This window comes from Lysinibacillus sp. FSL K6-0075 (assembly GCF_038592945.1).
Lineage (GTDB): Bacteria > Bacillota > Bacilli > Bacillales_A > Planococcaceae > Lysinibacillus > Lysinibacillus fusiformis_F.
Map to the genome: position 1 here is coordinate 3,159,424 of NZ_CP151947.1, position 19,507 is coordinate 3,178,930.

At 36.2% G+C, this 19,507-nt stretch carries 20 protein-coding genes, 1 riboswitch and 1 other annotated feature; of the genes, 3 read left to right on the plus strand and 17 right to left on the minus strand.

The genetic code is table 11. From position 1 onward, the window contains the following. Positions 1-2: 2 nt before the first annotated feature. The 14 genes from MHB65_RS15475 to comGA form a co-directional block, all read right to left on the minus strand. Positions 3-2,333 (minus strand): ATP-binding protein, encoded by a 2,331-nt coding sequence (locus tag MHB65_RS15475; RefSeq protein WP_342440953.1) that lies wholly within the window; start codon positions 2,331-2,333, stop codon positions 3-5. Continuing rightward, positions 2,330-2,488 (minus strand): competence pheromone ComX, encoded by a 159-nt coding sequence (comX, locus tag MHB65_RS15480; protein WP_205444302.1) that lies wholly within the window; start codon positions 2,486-2,488, stop codon positions 2,330-2,332. Before comX ends, MHB65_RS15475 begins: the two co-directional genes overlap by 4 nt. Positions 2,489-2,758: 270 nt before the next feature. Then, the gene (locus MHB65_RS15485) at positions 2,759-3,142 is read right to left on the minus strand and encodes an SMI1/KNR4 family protein (protein ID WP_342440954.1); all 384 of its coding nucleotides are present in this window, start codon (positions 3,140-3,142) and stop codon (positions 2,759-2,761) included. A 30-nt stretch (positions 3,143-3,172) separates the two neighbouring features. After that, a complete protein-coding gene (locus tag MHB65_RS15490; protein ID WP_342440955.1) occupies positions 3,173-4,120 on the minus strand; it encodes an ADP-ribosylglycohydrolase family protein in 948 nt (315 codons plus the stop codon). A 244-nt stretch (positions 4,121-4,364) separates the two neighbouring features. Continuing rightward, on the minus strand, positions 4,365-5,828 hold the full coding sequence (gene gcvPB / locus MHB65_RS15495) for an aminomethyl-transferring glycine dehydrogenase subunit GcvPB (protein ID WP_342440956.1): 1,464 nt from the start codon (positions 5,826-5,828) through the stop codon (positions 4,365-4,367). Further along, positions 5,821-7,167 carry an aminomethyl-transferring glycine dehydrogenase subunit GcvPA gene (gene gcvPA, locus MHB65_RS15500; protein WP_342440957.1) on the minus strand — a complete coding sequence of 449 codons (1,347 nt, stop codon included), beginning with the start codon at positions 7,165-7,167 and terminating at the stop codon, positions 5,821-5,823. The genes gcvPB and gcvPA overlap by 8 nt, the downstream gene beginning before the upstream one ends. Before the next feature lie 25 nt (positions 7,168-7,192). Continuing rightward, a complete protein-coding gene (gene gcvT, locus MHB65_RS15505) occupies positions 7,193-8,296 on the minus strand; it encodes a glycine cleavage system aminomethyltransferase GcvT (protein WP_342440958.1) in 1,104 nt (367 codons plus the stop codon). A gap of 260 nt (positions 8,297-8,556) precedes the next feature. Further along, positions 8,557-8,649: riboswitch (glycine riboswitch) on the minus strand. Positions 8,650-8,793: 144 nt separating this feature from the next. Further along, a complete protein-coding gene (locus MHB65_RS15510) occupies positions 8,794-9,309 on the minus strand; it encodes a shikimate kinase (RefSeq protein WP_205444312.1) in 516 nt (171 codons plus the stop codon). Between the two features lie 198 nt (positions 9,310-9,507). Continuing rightward, on the minus strand, positions 9,508-9,933 hold the full coding sequence (comGF, locus tag MHB65_RS15515) for a competence type IV pilus minor pilin ComGF (protein ID WP_342440959.1): 426 nt from the start codon (positions 9,931-9,933) through the stop codon (positions 9,508-9,510). Next, positions 9,926-10,243 carry a hypothetical protein gene (locus MHB65_RS15520; protein WP_342440960.1) on the minus strand — a complete coding sequence of 106 codons (318 nt, stop codon included), beginning with the start codon at positions 10,241-10,243 and terminating at the stop codon, positions 9,926-9,928. The genes comGF and MHB65_RS15520 overlap by 8 nt, the downstream gene beginning before the upstream one ends. Beyond that, positions 10,236-10,673 (minus strand): competence type IV pilus minor pilin ComGD, encoded by a 438-nt coding sequence (gene comGD, locus MHB65_RS15525; RefSeq protein ID WP_342440961.1) that lies wholly within the window; start codon positions 10,671-10,673, stop codon positions 10,236-10,238. Before comGD ends, MHB65_RS15520 begins: the two co-directional genes overlap by 8 nt. Beyond that, on the minus strand, positions 10,670-11,011 hold the full coding sequence (gene comGC, locus MHB65_RS15530; protein ID WP_342440962.1) for a competence type IV pilus major pilin ComGC: 342 nt from the start codon (positions 11,009-11,011) through the stop codon (positions 10,670-10,672). Before comGC ends, comGD begins: the two co-directional genes overlap by 4 nt. 10 nt (positions 11,012-11,021) lie before the next feature. Further along, positions 11,022-12,095, minus strand: coding sequence for a competence type IV pilus assembly protein ComGB (gene comGB / locus MHB65_RS15535; protein WP_342440963.1), 1,074 nt, complete (start codon positions 12,093-12,095; stop codon positions 11,022-11,024). Further along, positions 12,070-13,089 (minus strand): competence type IV pilus ATPase ComGA, encoded by a 1,020-nt coding sequence (comGA, locus tag MHB65_RS15540; protein WP_342440964.1) that lies wholly within the window; start codon positions 13,087-13,089, stop codon positions 12,070-12,072. Before comGA ends, comGB begins: the two co-directional genes overlap by 26 nt. A gap of 327 nt (positions 13,090-13,416) precedes the next feature. On the opposite strand from comGA, the gene MHB65_RS15545 reads away from it, so the two are divergent. Together MHB65_RS15545 and MHB65_RS15550 are read left to right on the plus strand one after the other, a co-directional pair. Beyond that, positions 13,417-14,127 (plus strand): helix-turn-helix domain-containing protein, encoded by a 711-nt coding sequence (locus tag MHB65_RS15545; protein WP_342440965.1) that lies wholly within the window; start codon positions 13,417-13,419, stop codon positions 14,125-14,127. A 117-nt stretch (positions 14,128-14,244) separates the two neighbouring features. Then, positions 14,245-14,487 carry a DUF2626 family protein gene (locus tag MHB65_RS15550; protein ID WP_004231035.1) on the plus strand — a complete coding sequence of 81 codons (243 nt, stop codon included), beginning with the start codon at positions 14,245-14,247 and terminating at the stop codon, positions 14,485-14,487. A gap of 84 nt (positions 14,488-14,571) precedes the next feature. On the opposite strand, the gene MHB65_RS15555 is transcribed toward MHB65_RS15550, so the two are convergent. Continuing rightward, on the minus strand, positions 14,572-15,216 hold the full coding sequence (locus MHB65_RS15555; RefSeq protein WP_342440966.1) for an MBL fold metallo-hydrolase: 645 nt from the start codon (positions 15,214-15,216) through the stop codon (positions 14,572-14,574). A gap of 169 nt (positions 15,217-15,385) precedes the next feature. On the opposite strand from MHB65_RS15555, the gene MHB65_RS15560 reads away from it, so the two are divergent. Beyond that, positions 15,386-15,565 carry a DUF2759 domain-containing protein gene (locus MHB65_RS15560; RefSeq protein WP_205444344.1) on the plus strand — a complete coding sequence of 60 codons (180 nt, stop codon included), beginning with the start codon at positions 15,386-15,388 and terminating at the stop codon, positions 15,563-15,565. Positions 15,566-15,620: 55 nt separating this feature from the next. On the opposite strand, the gene tyrS is transcribed toward MHB65_RS15560, so the two are convergent. Next, positions 15,621-16,835 carry a tyrosine--tRNA ligase gene (tyrS, locus tag MHB65_RS15565; protein WP_342440967.1) on the minus strand — a complete coding sequence of 405 codons (1,215 nt, stop codon included), beginning with the start codon at positions 16,833-16,835 and terminating at the stop codon, positions 15,621-15,623. Positions 16,836-16,977: 142 nt separating this feature from the next. Further along, positions 16,978-17,218, minus strand: a binding site (T-box leader). Between the two features lie 299 nt (positions 17,219-17,517). Then, positions 17,518-19,413 carry an LTA synthase family protein gene (locus MHB65_RS15570; RefSeq protein WP_205444348.1) on the minus strand — a complete coding sequence of 632 codons (1,896 nt, stop codon included), beginning with the start codon at positions 19,411-19,413 and terminating at the stop codon, positions 17,518-17,520. Between the last annotated feature and the right edge of the window lie 94 nt (positions 19,414-19,507).

Below are 19,507 nucleotides of genomic sequence, written 5' to 3' on the forward strand. Positions count from 1 at the left end.
GGTTATCCTCGTATCATATAAGTTGGTCGGGTCAGGGTCCTATAGGCATAGGGATTCGTATGTTGGGTTTCACTTACTCGAATATGAATCGTCATCCCTTCTCCTACTTTGCTGTCTAAGGCGAATTTCCCATTAAAAGCTTGAACTCGCTCCTGCATACCTTGTATGCCCATGGAATCGGCAAGTAGAATATCATCTATATTACAACCTACACCATCATCACTATACAAAATTTGAAAGCCTTCTTCAGTGCCTAGTAAATGTATTTCAACAGTATTGGCATAGGAATGTTTTAAAGCATTATTTAATAATTCTTGGAACAGGCGATAAATCATTAAATTTAAACGTTCATCCTCTAAATAGAGACGGTCAATCGTATAAATCAAAACAAATTTAGCACGTTTATGGATTTTTTGGATTAATTTTTCGAGTGCTGCATTTAAGCCTAATGTATCTAGCAGAGGTGGCTTTAAATTTTCACAATAACCTCTTAAATCATTCAGTGAGATAATCATATGTTCATGAAGTTTTATAAGTTTAGATGGGATCTCCTCTTTTTCTTTTGCATGCATGAGGACATCCATTTCCCTTGCGATGTGCAGTTGTTCTTGTAAAATCGTATCATGAAGTTCCTGTGCTAACTGATATTTTTCCTCCTCGAAACGTAACCAAAGTAATTTATTGAGCCATGGTAGCTGTCGATTATCAGCCTCTTTCATATGCTTTAACTGATTCAAAAGCTCCTCAACCATTTTCGTGTTTTCAATAAAATTATTTAAATAGAGCAATAACAATTCTAACCATAGTAATTCCTCATCCTTGAGATAAATCGTTTTATTATGGTCCACAACAAGGATTCGTTTATAGTTCACATCTTGATGAATAAAGGCGATATAGAAATGATCTGTTTTTTTAATATCCCCTAAGCCTAATCGTTCAACTAGTACCTCGTCTATTTGATGCTGCGTGTATTCTTTGGATTTATTTGTTAAGGTAACTTGATGTGTTTGAAAATCGTAAGTGAGCACATACACACTTTCCATCTCAAGCTGGACCACCACTTCCTGTACAAATCTCTCCAATAAATCCTCAATCTTCACCACTCTACCAATACTTTCAACGGTCGTATACAAGCGATGAATGTAGTCTCCTTTTGTAGAAAATAAAATTTTCCGTTTACGGTAATCAATCCGCTCTTTTATGTAAAACAACGCCATTAACGATAGAAAGGCAAAAAAGAAAATCTCCGTCATTCGTGAAATGGATAGATCCGCAAATAAATAGAGACCGATTAACAGCCATATGGTAAAGCCAAATGAGAAATTGAAATAATAACGTAATCGAGAAATGAAATACTCCATATCGAAAATACGTTCAGTTAGTTGTGTGAAAATGAAGCTATATGGGATAAGCATTAAAAATAAAGAACATATATCTGCAGAAATTACATACTGATTAAACAAAATTACAGGTACTGCATATAAAAAGAGAAATGGTAAAAACGGTGTAATAACACTTATTAACAATAGTTTCAATTGAGAGGATTTATATCTATGGTATCCTACAATTAAAATACTTAGATTGGAAATTAATAATATAAAAAATGTCCATAATATAACAGTAGAAAATAATGGGTTAATTTTCGGGAAAATTATGCTAATGATACTTATAAAGATTGCTATTAAAGGTAATATGTAAAGAATGGAAATATTTTTAATAAAAATCCATTTTAAATTTAAAAAAGAAAAATATTTTTTTAAAAAATGAATTAATATTACTAAACAAAGTAACATACTCCCACGATTAATAATCATACTTAGATTATCTAGTCGTCCAGATGCACCGCTACTTACATAAGCTATTGAAATAACTAACATAAAATACATTAGTAAATTTAAAAGTGATGTTCCTTTTTGGGTTATTTTTAAATAAAAAGTAATCAATAACGTAAGGAAAAAGAAACATGCAGGAAAAAAAAAGAGATAATAAAATTGTTGGGGAATATCTAAGTGATTTATTTGAACATAGAGAATTTCACCATTTTGCTTTAAAATCTCTAATGTATTTGCTGCTCGAATTTTGGAATCATATGTAATATTTGAAACTTCATCGACTTTGACTCCATCGACATTTATAACAATATCTCCAACATATATTTTTTGATCAGTTGCCCATTCTTTATAATATGGTTCTTTAATAATCCATTGTCCATTTTCTTCCTGTATTTTTATGCTTACAAAAGGCGTGCTGTAGGTAACATAAAGGACATAAAAGCCTAGAGTTAAATAAATACCTACAGCAAGCCAAAACCATTTCTCTTTAATTAATGTCAATACCAAATTCCATTTTCTAAACATACATCTTCATCAAACGAATCCAAAATTGCCTTTTGTTCTAATGCTGTTACACCAATGAGAGAAGCTTTTTTTTCTTTTAACAATGTCACCAGCGTCGGATTTTGCTCTAAATATTGAATCATGTTAATCATTAAAATCGCCTCATTTCTTCATTTTATAAGATTATAGTCACTATTTTATACCAATAAATCCTTATATAAAGGAATTATTAACCATATATGTAACTATATTTTCATTATACTATCTCTCTCCAATAATTCAACATAATTTTCTAAAAAATTCAAAAAATAATAGAATACGTAATAATTTTGCTTTATTTTCAATTGTTTTTCTCCAAAAATAGACAAATAAAAAAAGCTCCTTCCTTATAGTAGGAAAAAGCTTTTCATTTGTCTCTCTCGCTAATACTGACACCCTTCTTGTCGCCACTTGCATAAATCAGAAGTAACCAATGTAGCATGTTGCGGATTCATATCACCACCATCTACTGCAAAAACACGATAATTCTCTGCCTTTATCGCCATTAAAAAGACCATTCCTCCACTATCATCACCAATGGCAATATAGCCTTTTGCATATTCCGCCACTTCCCAAGTCTCATTTCTTTCTAAAATGTCCTCTGTACCATAAATGAACACACCATTCGTAAACGATAAACCGTTACTTTCCTTTAATACATGTCTATACGCACTCGGAAGTTGACAAATCAACCTATTTTCTATGTGTAAAATTTGGTGATCTGTTGCTGGTGGATATGTCGTATAGCTATTATGTATAGGTAACATTCCGTCACCGTCCTTTCTAATAAATTTTTTTCACACCTGTGCTGTACAAAATTCATAAAATGCCGTGATTAAATCATCAATCTCCTGTTTTTTAATAATTTGATTCAACCATTCATCTGGAATCTCATTCAACCAACTACTCATACCCGCTATGGCACCTGTAATTGCGGCAATTGTATCTGTATCTTCTCCTAAATTAACAGCTTTTAGAATCGCTTCGTTAAACGTTCGTGCATTACCAACACACCATATCGCAGCTTCTAGAGAATGGACAATATAGCCACTTGAGTGAATGTCATCTTCAGGAATACTAAAAAAGTTGTCGTGAAATATTCTTGCGTATGTGTTTAATTCTGCTTTCAGTTCGTCCTGCAAATGATTTTCAAGCAATGAAAATATTTCAACTAAGGCAGCTTCTAGCGAATTATTTCGATATAAGCTTAATAATAGCTCAATATAAATGATAGACCCCACGATTGAACGTGGGTGGGCATGTGTAATCTCTGTATATTGTTGAATCAATGCTTTTCTTTTACTAAAATCAAACTCATTCATTACCACAAATACTAAAGGTGCTATCCTCATAAGCGTCCCATTGCCATTATCGAACTCGCCCGTTTTTCCGCAATGCTCAGGCAAAACACCTTTTTTATAGTTTGAAACGGCTTCAGCAGTCGTGATGCCGATATCAAACATTTCTCCAAATGGTGTGAGATAGCCTTCTTCCATGTATCGTACAAACTTATCCATTAAATGAGTTGTATTGCCTTTTTCAATGATGTTTTTGACTAAGCAAAGTGTTAAAGAAGTATCATCAGACCAAGTGCCAGGTGGTTGATTGTACGTACCGTATCCTATTACATCTTGCACATGGAAAGTTCCTCTTTTCTTAAATTCAACAGGTACGCCCATTAGATCTCCGACAATCCCACCATATAAAGTAGCAAATACTCGCTCCCTCATCTTTGAACCTACCATAAGATCTCACTTCTCCTTTCCAAGTCAAACATAATACAACGAAGTCTGTTAGTGGAAGTGTGAAATTTACTAAGTTGGTAAATTCACCCTTCCATCCTATAAAATTAAATACGTTCAATTTACCCACGTTCTTACAATAGTAATACCTCAATATCTTCTTACAAAAACATATTTACTTTCACTAACACATAAAAAAACCGTTCAATAAGTATAATCATACTCATTGAACGGTTACTTCTGCTCATTATGCTTTTTGATAGCGTAGCACTGGTGTACGTGCAGCGCGTGTTTCGTCTAGACGAGATACGACTGTTGTATGAGGTGCTTCTTGAACGATTGATGGATTTTCTTCTGCTTCTTTGGCAATTTGAATCATCACATCACAGAATGCATCTAATGTTTCTTTTGATTCTGTTTCTGTTGGCTCAATCATTAATGCCTCTTCCACATTTAATGGGAAGTATGTTGTTGGTGGATGATAGCCAAAGTCTAACAGACGTTTTGCGATATCTAATGTACGAACGCCTAGTTTCTTCTGACGACGACCTGATAAGACAAATTCGTGTTTACAGTGACGGTTATATGGCAGTTCGTAGAATGGCTCTAAGCGACGCATCATGTAGTTTGCGTTTAATACAGCATATTCTGTAACAGCTTTTAAACCATCCGGCCCCATTGTACGAATGTACGTATAAGCACGAACATTGATACCAAAGTTACCATAGTAAGGTTTTACGCGTCCGATAGATTGTGGACGATCGTAATCGAAGTGGTATGTTCCTTCTTCTGTTCTCACTAGAACTGGTTTTGGTAGGAATGGAATTAAATCTGCTTTTACGCCTACTGGACCAGAACCTGGACCACCGCCACCATGTGGACCTGTAAATGTTTTGTGCAGATTTAAATGTACACAGTCAAAGCCCATATCGCCAGGACGTGCTTTACTCATAACGGCATTGAGGTTCGCACCATCATAGTACACTTTACCGCCTACGGAGTGAATAAGCTCTGCCATTTCGATAATGTTTTCTTCAAATAAGCCTAGTGTATTCGGGTTAGTTAACATTAGCGCAGCTGTATCAGAACCTACTACTTTGCGAAGGTCTTCGATATCAACTAAGCCATTTTCATCCGATTTAACAGTGATTGTTTCAAAGCCTGCTACTGTCGCTGATGCTGGGTTTGTACCGTGAGCCGAGTCAGGAACGATGACTTTGTTACGGTGACCTTCGCCATTTGCTTCATGGAATGCACGAATCATCATTAACGCTGTCCATTCACCATGAGCACCTGCAGCTGGTTGTAATGTCACTTCATCCATCCCTGTAATTTCTACTAAAGAAGTTTGAAGATCATAAAGAAGCTCCATTGCCCCTTGTGCTGTTGATTCATCCTGTAATGGGTGAACATTGGCAAAGCCTGAAAGACGTGCAACTGCTTCGTTAATTTTCGGATTATATTTCATCGTACAAGAGCCAAGCGGATAGAAGCCAGAGTCTACTCCATGGTTTCTACGAGAAAGTGCTGTATAATGACGCATAATATCAAGCTCAGACACTTCAGGTAGTTCTGCTGCCTCTGTACGTACTAAGTTTGCAGGTAATAAATCTGCTAGGTCTACCTCAGGTACATCTAGTGCTTCTAAATTATAGCCAACGCGACCTTCTTTTGAAATTTCAAAAATGAGTGTTTGATTTTCGTTATGCATGAAGAGCCCCCATTTCTGCAACAAGTGCATCAATTTCTTCTTTTGTGCGTAATTCAGTCACTGCGATTAGCATATGATTTTTAAGAGAGTCATAATTTTGACCTAAAGGATATCCACCGATAATACCTTTTTCGATTAAACCTTTATTGATTTCCTTCACACATTTATTCGTTTTCACAACGATTTCGTTAAAGTGTGCGCCTTGGAATGCGACTGTAAAGCCTGCTGCTTCAAAAGCATTTTTTGCATAACGTGTTTTTGCAATATTTTGAGTAGCCATTTCACGAATACCTTGTTTTCCTAGAGCAGTCATCGCTACAGAAGCTGCAAGTGCGAGGAGGGCTTGGTTCGAGCAAATATTTGAAGTGGCTTTATCACGACGGATATGTTGTTCACGTGCTTGCAGTGTTAATACGTACCCACGACGGCCTTCACCATCCACTGTTTCACCAACAAGACGCCCTGGCACCTTACGCATTAATTTCGTTGTCACCGCAAAGAAACCACAGTGTGGGCCACCGAAAGCTTCAGAGATACCGAATACTTGCGCATCACCTACACAAATATCAGCACCTAGCTTACCAGGAGGCGTTAAAATGCCTAATGCAAGTGGATTAGAAGATACAACAAGTAAGCTTTTTGCAGCATGTGCAATATCCCCGATCACTTGAATGTCTTCCACTTGACCAAAGAAGTTTGGATATTGTGCAATAACAGCTGCTGTGTTGTCATCGATTAACTCTTTTAATGCTTCCACATCTGTCACACCGTCTTTTTGTGGAATTGTCACAATCTCAATGGATTGACCATAGGCATATGTAGCAACTACATCACGATATTCTGGGTGCACTGCTTCAGATACTAAAATTTTCTTACGACGCGTATGACCAGCTGCCAGCATACCTGCCTCTGCTAATGCTGTACCACCGTCATACATAGAAGAGTTCGCAAGATCCATACCTGTTAGCTCGGCAATCATCGTTTGGAATTCAAAGATCGCTTGTAGCTCACCTTGTGAAATCTCTGGTTGATATGGCGTATAAGCTGTATAAAACTCTGAACGAGAAATAACATGGTCTACGATCACTGGTTTATAGTGGTTGTAAACGCCTGCGCCTAAAAATGATACATTGGCATTTGTGTCCTTATTTTTTGCAGCAAGGGCCGTTAACTCTTTTAATAAAGCAGATTCTGATTTTGCTTCCTTAATATCATAAAGGCCTTTAAAACGGACTTTCTCAGGAATATCCTCGAATAATTCATCGACTGAGGATACACCGATTACGTCTAACATTTCTTTTTGATCTTGCTCCGTCATAGGTAAATAACGATGTTTCATAAATGTAGGTCCCTCTTTTCAACTATTATTTTGAACGCTTGTAAAACGGTGTTTCTACTGTTATTACCTTTAAGTGCTTACCGCGAATTTCGATTTCTAGCTCAGTTCCGATTGTTGTGAATTGACTGTCAATTATTGCGTGACCAACGTTACGTTTAGATGAAGGAAGTTGTGTACCCGTTGTCACTTCACCGATTTCTTGACCATCTTTAAACACTTTGTAGCCATGGCGTGGGATGCCTTTATCAATCATTTCAATTCCTACAAGTTTTCGTGGTAGTCCATTTTCTTTTTGTGCTACTAATGCTTCATGACCAATAAAGTCTTCTTTACTTAATTTCACAGCAAAGCCAATACCAGCCTCTAGTGGAGAAATTGTTGCTGATAGCTCTTGACCATATAATGGTAGCCCTGCTTCAAAACGAAGTGTATCGCGACAACCTAGTCCAGCTGGAACTACACCTTTTTCTTGACCAGCATCTAAAATTTTACCCCAAAGCGCTTTAATATCTTCTGGAGCGCCATATAATTCAAAGCCATCTTCACCTGTGTAGCCACTACGAGAAACTAATACTTTATGACCTGCAACCTCAACATTCTCTTGGAAGCGGAAAAATTTAATGGCACTTACATCAGTCGAAGTAAGAGATTGAAGAACTTCTTCTGCTAATGGTCCTTGAAGAGCAATTTGTGCATAGGCATCAGATTGGTTATCAATCGTCACATCATACTGATGTTGATTTTCCATCATCCAATCAAAGTCTTTTTCGATGTTGGCTGCATTGACACATAGTAAATAGTGATTGTCAGCTAATTTATATGTTAATAAATCATCAACAACGCCACCATCTTCATAGCACATTGCTGTGTACTGCGCTTGGCCATCAACAATTTTTGAGACATCATTTGATAAAAGATTTTGTAAAAATCCTAATGCATCGGGACCAGTTACTAAAATCTCTCCCATATGTGATACATCAAATAAGCCTGCACGATTACGAACTGCATCGTGTTCTTCTTTAATAGAAGAGAATTGAACAGGTAATTCCCATCCACCAAAGTCAACTGTTTTTGCACCATATTTCGCGTATTCTTCAAATAGAGGTGTACGTTTTAATTCATTCGCCATTCTTTTTTGCCCCCTTATTGTTAGTTACATTTTTACTGGTAGTAGTTCGTCTGCTTTTTGTATTCCTACAGCCAATGCATGCAGTCAACCGCATAAAACACGCTATAGACATAAAAAAAGACAGACGAACCCCTTTTCGGGATTCTCTGTCCTTGCACCTGAAAGTTACACCAGACTGGCTCGCACGCTTACTATTGCCAATCAGTCGGCTTTCCCCTTTGGTGGCTGCTATTGTTATACTACAGCTCTCTCCAGAGTTGCGTCTTGTACGAGTCCTTTTACCTGAGAGATTCATAGCCCATTGCTACTTGCTCCTTCGGTGGCGTCTACACGCTCTCTCCCCGCACAATCATCCGCCCAAGATAAATCTTGGTACTATTTAGTATTCAATGAACATTTAGTTACTTATTTGTCTATATCCTAACATTAAATGCATTGAAAAGGCAATCATTTTTTAAAAGATAATAAAAGACGAACATTAATACATTGAATTTGTTTCATCGTTCGTTTTTTAATCTTTTCACTTGAAATACTAAATACTCTAGAATTTGACGAATCGTTCTACCTTCTGTCAGTACCTGAATATGACCTGCATCACGGTAAAATTTCCTTCTGTAGTGATACAGACTTTCTAGCTCCTCTTTTGTAGAGCTCTGTACAATGGGTCTATTTGGATCATGCTGAACTCGTTTATAAATATCCTCAAACGACGCATCTAAAAAAAACACCAATCCACTACGTCTCATAATTTTTCGATTTTCAGCATTCATGGCAACGCCACCACCAGTCGAAATAATACAAGCCTCGTCCCTAAAATTTTTCAAAAATTCTGTTTCTATTTCTCGAAAATGGGCCTCGCCGTATTTTTCAAAAATTTGTGGAATTGTCATCCCCTGCTGTCGCACAATCTCATGATCCATATCATAATATGGCATCTTCAATAAATAGCTTAAACGTCTTCCTAACGCACTTTTTCCACTACCCATAAAACCAACAAAATATATTTTTCGCAATTCGAATCACCTTCTTATAACTACGATTCTACACTGTCTGACAAAATTTGTCCCAATAAATTTATCGTAGCTCGAACATTCAATTTTTCTATCCCATCATATGTTCGATACTGCATTTCATAAGACATACAATACGCAAGAACAAAAGTAGTTACAAAAAATAATAATGCAATTGCGACCAAAAAAATAGCCCCTCTGTCATTTTTCAATAATTGGAACATAAAAGGTTCGCTCCTTTTGAATACCGCTAGTCATTTCGACAGCTACCGTCAGCATATTTTCGGAATAGTTAAAATAACATTTATTGATTCCTATTAACATAGGAATATGTCCACCGTTTACCTGCTCACGAATAATATTCGAGTAGCAATCAATATGATGGAGTGTATTTGCTGTGTGGAAAGTCATTCTTTTTTGATCTTCACGAACAGAAAATGTGGAAATATCTTTTAGAGAGAGATTTAAATCAGAAACAAATAGTTCCCACTTGGTTTGTTCATCGGTTAGCATAGTGGATCTCATTTCAGCAAACCACAACATCATGAGGACAAAGAGATGAGAAATAAGCACAAAAACGACTAATTGAAACATCGCTTCTAGTAATGTATAGCCCTTTTCATTCATGAACTTCACCTGTCGCTTGGATACATTTTTGACGAGGCTCATGTAAATTTTGAAAACGGACACAAACTTGTTGCCCATCAACTATCCAGTGATAAGCAACTTGTTCAATGGTTCTAGAGCCCTCTGTTTGCTGAATAGCCTGGTACTTTTTTAAACCTTCGTAGGCTGTTTCAGCTGCAATTAGCTCCATTTTTTTATTAGCAAGATTTGTTTTCATCGTATAGGAAATGGGTATCAATGAGGTACAAAGTATCATCAAAATACCCACACCTAAAATAGTTTCTACAAAAGAATAGCCTGACTCATTCAATCCTAGCTCTCCCTCGTCCTAATGTTATGATTACTTTTTTCTTGCCCTGCGGTGTTTTAAATGCCATGGTACCAGCTGTCATCACATTGCCGCTGTAGTTATAGATCAGTGTGTAAATCGAACTCTCTGCGGGCAAAAATTCAATCCCTTTTGGAAAAGAACGTTCATATAAAGTAGTATAAAAATCTTTTTGAATAATATAACGATTCGTTGAACTTTCCATTTTCATGGCTATATATTGCCGTTGGCTCATACTATAGGTTTGAATATATTGAATATCGAGTTGCAATTGCGTGAAAAATCGTTCTACTTCCTTGGCTTCTGCTATTTTGAATGAAAATTTGCCAACAATCGCAGTTAAACTCATAACAAGAAATAAGACGACCAGCATTTCAAGAATCGTAAAACCACCATTTTTATCATTATTCATTCGCTCTCAGAACCTGTTTCTAAGTTGACATTGGCTGGACGTACCTCTCCCTCATTTGTAATCACTATTTCTTCTTTATTGGGGCATGTTGTTTCATTTTCTTTTAAATAGCCTTTTGCCACTAAATCATCTAAGGTAGGATACGCCATATAATCTACACGATAAGCCTCTACTTGACCTTGTACCATGGAAATATAAGCCGTACAGCCTTTCTTATCTATTGTGGCGAAATGCTTTGTTACATTTGGGATCGTAATTAAAATTAGAATGGATATAATTAACAAGACAATTAGCATCTCGATTAAAGTGAAACCAGCTTGTTGGTTAATACGTTTCATTATCTTCCTCCTAAACTAATTCAATCATGTGATAGATGGGTAATAATAAACTGATATAAGCTGCTACTATACAAACAGCAATCAGGATAAAGAAACTAGGCTGCACAAAAGCTAATATTTTTTGCAAAAGCTGTTCCTGCTTTTCCATTAATAATTCGCTATACAATACTAATTCTTTTCCTAAATAACCGCTGTGTTCACCATGCTCAACGAACATTGGAAAATCTTTTTGAAAAACTGCCATCATCGTTACCGACTGTGTCAGTGATTCGCCAAAGATGACTCTTTCTTTTATACGCTGTGAAAGAATTTGGAGATATGGTTGGAGTTGTTGTTCTTCTAATAGTTGAAGGCTTGCTTGTAATGAAAATCCACTTTGTAGTAAACTGCCCAAATAAGCAGCAAATTGTCTTGTCAATGTTAGCCTAAAATAGCGTTGCAAAATGGGGATCTTTAATAAAATTGTTAGTTGATGAGCAACAGCTTGTCGTTTGAGATAGAATCGAAAAATGAATAAGCTGCCTATTACTATGAACAGGGTCGAGATGACTATATCTGGAACATGTAATAACATATTGGACAATGCAATACTTGTCTCCTCTGCTTCAGAGGTACGACTGACGACCATTCTTTCAATATTCGGTAAAAAAAATGTACGAAACACAAAAAATAACAATAGTAAAAAGATAATCAGTGTGACAGGATAGATCAGCAGCTTGATTAGCTTTTTCTTAGTCTTTTCACCTACCGTTAACTGCTTCGCCACACCTTTAAACGCCTCTATCATATGGCCATTATTTTCTGCCACCTTAATCGCCATTAAATAGTGCTTCCCCAGCTGTAATGTTTCAAGTATCCCTGCAACACCTACTCCTTGTCTGAGTCTTTCATCAATTTGCTGCTGTATGTCTTCATGTGCCTCGATATGATGAGGTAGAAGCATGGAAATAGCTTGTGGAAATAAATATCCTTCCTGCAGCAACACACATAATCGATTGAAAAACTGAGCTTGCTCCTTTACCCGCCATTTCGTAGCCCTCTTGTAAAAAAGAAGCAATTTATCGATGTGTGTTTGTAACTGCATAAAGGCTCTCCGCTAATTCTTTTTGCCCCATTAATGTTAAATCATAAGGAAGTTTGTAATTGCCCTTATCCTTGATGGCGGTGATGGCTCTTGTTAGATGATCATCATGTAATATTTCATAGACTGCACGACGTTCATCATGTAAAGCTGCCGTCTGAACAAGCATTTGCGCAACAATACCGATAACCGTTTGGTGAAGCTCCTCTATCGACACGCCTAAATCCATTAAACGATAAAGACAATTAATGGCGTCTTTTGCATGAATAGTCGAGACAACTAAATGCCCTGTTAGGGAGGCTTGGATTGCAATATTTGCCGTTTCTTTATCCCGAATTTCACCAATCATGATAACATCAGGTGAATGGCGTAAAATGGCTTTTAGTCCTGCAGCATATGTAACACCCGCTCGCTCGTTTACTTGAATTTGAAGTAAATTCGCTTGGCTGTTTTCTACAGGATCTTCTAAAGAAATCACATGTCGATTCAATTCTGTGGAACAGTAGTGGATTAAGGAATAGAGTGAAGTAGACTTGCCAGAGCCTGTTGCTCCCGTAAAAAATAGAAGACCTTGTCGGTTTTGTACCAGCTCCATGAGTTTGTGAGCTGCGCTTTTAGAAAAGCTTAGGGAAGTTAGTGGAAATGCATGATTTTGGAGAAGTAAACGAATAATTAAGCTTTCTTTTAAAAATACAGAAGGCAGTGTGGACACTCGAAACGAATACGAACTTTGCTCCATTGCTTTTTGAAAGGCGCCGCTTTGAGGTTTACGCCGCTCACTGATGTCTAATTCTGCAAGAAATTTATAATAAGAGATCATTCTTTCTGCAAGTTCATTCGGTAGCTCACCAGCGTGGAGAAGTTTATCATATTTTCGAAAATAGATCCGATATTTTATGTTTCCTGGAACCAGCAATAAATCGGATGCTCCAAAATGATAGGCCTTTAGTAAAAGTTGCTCACATTTTTGTTCGACAACTGTTTCAAAACTCTGCATATATGCACCTCTCTTTTAGTTCATTCGAATAAGACCGCTCTATTCGTTATTTCCTAGTATAAGGAGGAACTTGCCACGAGAAAAGCCCTTTTCCGAAAATAAAAATTTGCAAGATAATTTTCTGCCAATAATGTTTTTTGCTATAAAAATGTGGATAAAGTGCAATTTTCCACTAAAAAAGAATATAAATACATGAAAAACTTAATATTTATGCCGAAATGAACTGTATCTTTTTCAATAATACAATATAATAGTATCAACATGATTATTTTCCTAACACTTGGTAGACGAACATAATTTTTATAATAAATTAAAGAGGTGAAGCTCATGATCCATCCATTAAAAATTACTAGTACACTAGCCGATGAAACAAGATACTCTATTTATGAGTACATATTGCAAGAGAAAAAAACAGTGACTGTACAACATATTGCTGATAAATTCGGTATCCATCCTAACGTTGCTCGACTTCATTTAACGAAGCTTTCAGAAATAAACATTATTACTGCTGATTATGTAAAAACAGGTAAAGGTGGCAGACCTGGACGTGTTTATAAAGCTTCAGAGAAAGGCGTTTCACTCACATTTCCAAGACGTGATGAAGATCGTTTATTAAAATGGACAATTCAATTAATTGAAGACTTTGGTCCATCTGCATTAACAAAGTGCCAGGAAATTAGCTACCAAGACGGCTACCAGCAAATGAAAAATTATATGAATGCTGAATTGACATTAAGTAATTCTCTTTCCTTCGATGAAAAACTTCAGCTATTAACGGACAATGCCGCTTTAATTGGCTATATTCCACAAATTCAACAAACTGAGCATGGAAAAAAAGTGATCTTCTCCATTTTCAATTGTCCATTCCAGGAGCAACTGACTGCCCATTCTGAAATTGTTTGTTCATTACATGAATCCTATTTAAAAGGACAATTAGATGCACTGTTTACAAACAATGAATTTGTGCAAATTGAAAGTATGATACATAATTGCGATTTATGTAAATATGAAATAAACGTGACAGAAATCGATCGCTAGATTAAAAATCCATTTGTTTGTCACAAACATGGAGAAGTTCCAGTTTACAGACACCTTTCATATCATTTATAATGAGTAAGAGATTATTGTGTCGTGGGCAAAAGGAGGGGAAATTTCATGGATAATATGTATAAAGTTATGGCATTCTGGACAGGTATTTTTGCCGTTATGTTCTACCTTGGAGGTATGAACGAGGTATCGCTATTATTCTTAGGTAATACAGGTTTATTCTTATTATTAGGCTTCTTAAACCTTTCAGAACGTATGTACATGTACATTTTCGGAGCATATTTAACTGTATTCTTCGCTGGCTTCACGTACTATACAACATTCATTCACGTACCTGGTGGCGGTCATTAATACAAAGAAAATCGCGTATCTCACGATTGGTGAGATACGCTTTTTTATGTGCTAAGTGATAATTTTAGCTAATTCGCCATTTTTTTAAAATCCATTTAAAAAAGGATTTGTCTCCATTTCTGCACCTACAGTTGTATAATTACCGTGGCCAGGATAGATAATAGTATCCTCAGGTAATGACAACAGCTTATTATGGATAGATTCCAATAATATTTTGGTTGATCCACCTAATAGATCTGTACGTCCTACACCTTGTTCAAATAATGTATCTCCTACGATGGCAAAACCATCCTGTTCAAAAATATAGGAAATACTACCAGGTGAATGCCCTGGTGTAAAAACAGCTTGAAAAACAAAATTACTCATTTCAAATTGCTGTTCTTTTTTGATGATTGTGTCTTGTGCTGGTGCAGCTACCCTATAATCTGGTAATGCAGCATATTTACTAGAGCCATTCTTCGTTGGATCGGCTAGCCAACTAACTTCCTTTTCATGAATCCATACAGGAACGTCAAATACCTCACGCACAGCATCCACTGCCCCTATATGATCAAAATGGGCATGTGTTAAAAAGATAGCAAGAGGTTTTAAGCCGTTGCTACGGATTGTTTTAATTAGACGCTCCGCTTCCTCACCTGGATCAAATACGATACATTCTTTTTCTTTATTCGATACAATATAGCAATTCGTTTGGATGGGACCAAGAGAATAACTTCGTACGTTCATCATAGTTATCACCTCAACTTCCTATTATACAGGCTTTGCCACAATTTGACGATAAATGTTCATAGTTTGCAGTATTTTAGTCCTCGACAAAAACAAGTAGAACGTTTACAATTAAGGAGGAATATTGTTTGCGACATTCATTTTCTGATGTCGAAAGGAGTGTCTATTTTTAATGAACTTATTAATGGTTATTTTTGGTCTAGTAGCGATTTTAGCTGTAGTTGGTACATTCCAAGCAATTAAAGAAAAGAACCTATTAAGCGTTGTTTTCAACTTATTAAGTGCTGCTGTATTCGGATGGTTCGTCATCATGACGATTGTTAACAGCGGTTACCCACCAAAATTACACTAAAATTCAGACAAAAAAAGAGCATTCTCCTCGGAGATTGCTCTTTTTTTGTTTATCATTACTTATTAAATTGAAGGAATCGTTTCTTGCCAATTTGTAGGACATCACCATTCATCAATACTTGTGATAGATCATCCATTGCTATTTTTTCTCCATTCAAGGATACACCATTTTGCTTGATTAACCGCAAAAACTCACTCTTACTCTGAATAAAGCCCATTGCCACTAGTTGTGGAATGATATTCATGATTCTTTCCTTATCAATTTCTAAGAGCAGTAGAGGAATGTTTTTTGGTATTTCCTTTCTTTGAAATGCTGCTTCAAAATAAGATTTTGCTTCCTCCATACCTGTAGCTCCATGATATAAATTCGTAATAATTTCTGCTAATTGAAATTTCAGATCACGGGGATTCTCTCCCATTTGTAGTCTATCTTGAATAGCCTGCACTTGTAGTGGATGTTCATCTGTTGCTAATTCAAAATATTTGATAATTAAAGTATCTGGTATTTCCATCACCTTTTTAAACATAATCTCAGGTGCTTCATTGACACCAATATAATTGCCTAAGCTCTTACTCATTTTTTCAATACCATCTAATCCCTCGAGTAATGGCATAAAAATAGCAATTTGTTTTTCTAATCCTCGATGCTTTTGTAAGGTGCGTCCCATTAGAATATTGAACGTCTGATCTGTTCCACCTAACTCTATATCAGCCTCTAGCTCTACCGAATCATATGCTTGCATAAGTGGATAGAAAAACTCATGAATGCCAATTGGGATTTGCTGATGGTAACGTTTCTGAAAATCTTCGCGCTCTAAAAGTCGAGCAACAGATGTCGTGGCTGCCAGCTGAATGACTTCTTCAAATGACAGCTTTGCTAACCATTCACTATTAAAACGAACCGTCGTCTTGTTCTCATCTAGCACTTTAAAAATTTGCTCACAATATGTTTGGGCGTTTTTCTTCACTGTATCATCATTTAAGGCTGTTCGCCCCTTTGCTTTACCTGTAGGATCGCCAATTCGTCCTGTAAAATCACCGATAACAATAACTGCATGATGCCCTAAATCTTGCATTTGCTTGATTTTCCGTAGAACGACTGCATGACCTAAATGAATATCTGGTGCAGATGGATCGAGCCCTAGCTTAATTGTTAAAGGTCGCTGATCTTTATACGATCGCTCTAATTTTTCAAGTAAATCTTGCTCATCAACAATTTTGTTAGCACCCTTCTTGATAATCGCTATTTGCTCCTTTGGTGTTAAAAACATACGAAACATCTCCTTGTAATATTAAATATTAATATTGCAAGTTCTATAAGAGTTAATGGATTACCGACTGTTGTAAAGGCTTTAATAACTTTTGTACACGTTTCTGCTTAGAAGGCATAAAAAAAACGCCTTTAGGAAATTCCTAAAGGACGTAGATAAACGTGTTACCACCTTTTTTCAAGAGCTATTCACATAGCCCTCCTCAACAAGTACAGCCGTAGCGATACTTTTGCAATGATTACGGATGCAACCCCGTCGTAGCCTACTAAAGTTTCGGTACGCAGCTCCAAGATGTTTTCACTTTAATATCCCTTGCGCCTCTCAACAACCGGCTACTCTCTGTCAGTTCCATTAAAGTTACTCGTTCTTTTCCATGCCTTTCACTCTTATACTCCGAAATGCGAAAAACAAATCTTCGTTATGCAGATATTTAAAATTATTATAATCGTATTTTTCTATTTGTCAATAAAAAGAGAGGTCAAATAAAGTGTTTTCACTTTACATAGCAATGTAAAACAAAGGAAATCTTTAAATTTTATGAAAGGTGTTTTCTTTAGCATAAGATTCACAAATTATATGAATGGTTGTCGTGACTAATTCCTTCTCCATATTTAAAATAGAAGCCAATGGTCTTTTTAAAACAATATAAAAAGAGAGATCCCTATACGAGATCTCTCTTTGATTATTTAACTGACTCCTGCTTTAAATTACCTGTTTTTTCATCATAGAATCGTAGCAAGTCTCCATTGATGATAGCATCGGAATTTTCCAGCTCCATTGTTGCACGATCAGCATAAGACTGACATGGCTCACCCTCTATTTCTTCACCAGTTGCTTTGTCATAGCAAGCTTCACCAGCATAGACGTATTTATCTGTAATAAAGCGTCCATCACGGAAGACTACAAAGTCCTCATGCTCTGGAGAGAATAAATCTGCACCCATTTGCATATCTTTTGACGTTTCAACGCCAAGAAGGTGTAAGATCGTTGGACGTAAATCCATTTGTCCTGAAATCTCTGTCATTTCTTTTCCATCGCCAGCTCCTGGGATGTGGATGAATAAAGGTACTTCTTGAAGCATGGCATTATCCATTGGTGTAATTTGATCTTTACCTAAATATTGTGCCATTGCTTTATTATGGTTCTCAGAAATACCATAGTGATCCCCATACATCACGATAATAGAGTTATCATAGACACCTTGATCTTTTAACTGTTGGAAGAAGTCTTTTAAAGCTTCATCCATGTAACGTACTGTTTGGAAGTAACGATTTAATGTACCTGAATTTGAATCATATTCAGGAATCATAATATCTTCTGGGTCCAATGTAAATGGATAATGGTTCGTTAATGTAATAAGTCTAGAGTAGAATGGCTGTGGCATATCTTTCATTAAAGCAGCTGATTGCTCTAAGAATGGAACATCTTTCATCCCCCAGTTTACAGCTTGCCCCTCTTCCACAGTATATGAATCTATATCGTAGAATTTATTAATTTTTAACGATTGATACATCATGTCACGGTTCCAGAATGATTTATTATTAGGGTGCATGACATTTGTAAAGTATCCATTTTCTCCAAGGCGTTCAGCCATTGAATTATACGTATTTCCACCATGCGTGAAAAATACAGCACCTCGACCTAATCCAAACAATGAGTTTTCAACAATAAACTCAGAGTCAGAAGTTTTTCCTAGACCTGTTTGGTGATAGAAGTTACTGAAATAATACGTATCTTTATCTTTTGTTAAAGAGTTTAAGAATGGCGTGATTTCATGACCATTCATGTCATTATTGATGACAAAGTTTTGTAAAGACTCCATCGACACAACAATTAAGTTACGACCTTTATATTTCCCAAACATCTCTGGATTCACAGCAGCCTGATTAGAGCGTATATAGTTATTCACTTCTACTAGCTCACTACCATCGGCTAACGCACGTTGCGCAGATGATTTAGATTGAATATAAATGTCATACAAGTGGTAATTGTACGTACCAATGTTTTTTACTAATAATTCGCGGTCAAAACTACGTGTTAGTAATTGCGGACGCTCAGTTTCTGCTAATCCTAGGTTTAAGAATGTCATTGCTATCGCTAGCACAAAGAATGCACGACGGAACTCAACATTCACTTTAAATACTTCTTTCATTTTCGGTAAAAATTTATTCGCTAAGATTAAAATAACGACATCAACGAAATATAATACATCCCAAGGCTCCACTATCGCTGCTACTGATGTTCCTAAGTCACTAAAGTTACTTGTTTGGAATAATACTGGTAGCGTAATAAAATCATTGTAGAATCGATAGAACGCTACATTTCCGTATAAGACTATGGACAAAATAACACTGACCGTAATCAAATAACGATTTCTAGCTTTTGCTGATTTAAAGAATAGTGATAAACCATACGTAAATAGCAAGAAGCTTAGTGGATTAATAAATAAAATAAATTGTTGCATTGCATTTTCAAGTTTCATTTCAAAGCTTGTGTGGTAAACAATGACCGTTTTGATCCAAGTTGCTATAATTGCTAGTATCATAAATGAATGTTTAGGCCACTTTATTGATTTCATTCCTAACATCCTCCCTACTTCCTTACAAAAAAAATAATAATTTTTTACATTTTGTTACTGAAACAAAATATATCTTAATCCTTTTTTAACAGAT

Bases quoted from the DNA above. Each gene is read 5' to 3' on its own strand.
- gcvT (WP_342440958.1), bottom strand. From the start codon at position 8,296: ATGGCGAATGAATTAAAACGTACACCTCTATTTGAAGAATACGCGAAA.
- MHB65_RS15545 (WP_342440965.1), top strand. From the start codon at position 13,417: ATGATCCATCCATTAAAAATTACTAGTACACTAGCCGATGAAACAAGA.
- gcvPA (WP_342440957.1), bottom strand. From the start codon at position 7,167: ATGAAACATCGTTATTTACCTATGACGGAGCAAGATCAAAAAGAAATG.
- comGC (WP_342440962.1), bottom strand. From the start codon at position 11,011: ATGAAACGTATTAACCAACAAGCTGGTTTCACTTTAATCGAGATGCTA.
- comGD (WP_342440961.1), bottom strand. From the start codon at position 10,673: ATGAATAATGATAAAAATGGTGGTTTTACGATTCTTGAAATGCTGGTC.
- MHB65_RS15485 (WP_342440954.1), bottom strand. From the start codon at position 3,142: ATGTTACCTATACATAATAGCTATACGACATATCCACCAGCAACAGAT.
- MHB65_RS15490 (WP_342440955.1), bottom strand. From the start codon at position 4,120: ATGGTAGGTTCAAAGATGAGGGAGCGAGTATTTGCTACTTTATATGGT.
- comGA (WP_342440964.1), bottom strand. From the start codon at position 13,089: ATGCAGAGTTTTGAAACAGTTGTCGAACAAAAATGTGAGCAACTTTTA.
- comGB (WP_342440963.1), bottom strand. From the start codon at position 12,095: ATGCAGTTACAAACACACATCGATAAATTGCTTCTTTTTTACAAGAGG.
- comX (WP_205444302.1), bottom strand. From the start codon at position 2,488: ATGATTAACATGATTCAATATTTAGAGCAAAATCCGACGCTGGTGACA.
- MHB65_RS15550 (WP_004231035.1), top strand. From the start codon at position 14,245: ATGGATAATATGTATAAAGTTATGGCATTCTGGACAGGTATTTTTGCC.
- MHB65_RS15555 (WP_342440966.1), bottom strand. From the start codon at position 15,216: ATGATGAACGTACGAAGTTATTCTCTTGGTCCCATCCAAACGAATTGC.
- MHB65_RS15560 (WP_205444344.1), top strand. From the start codon at position 15,386: ATGAACTTATTAATGGTTATTTTTGGTCTAGTAGCGATTTTAGCTGTA.
- tyrS (WP_342440967.1), bottom strand. From the start codon at position 16,835: ATGTTTTTAACACCAAAGGAGCAAATAGCGATTATCAAGAAGGGTGCT.
- MHB65_RS15570 (WP_205444348.1), bottom strand. From the start codon at position 19,413: ATGAAATCAATAAAGTGGCCTAAACATTCATTTATGATACTAGCAATT.
- comGF (WP_342440959.1), bottom strand. From the start codon at position 9,933: ATGAATGAAAAGGGCTATACATTACTAGAAGCGATGTTTCAATTAGTC.
- gcvPB (WP_342440956.1), bottom strand. From the start codon at position 5,828: ATGCATAACGAAAATCAAACACTCATTTTTGAAATTTCAAAAGAAGGT.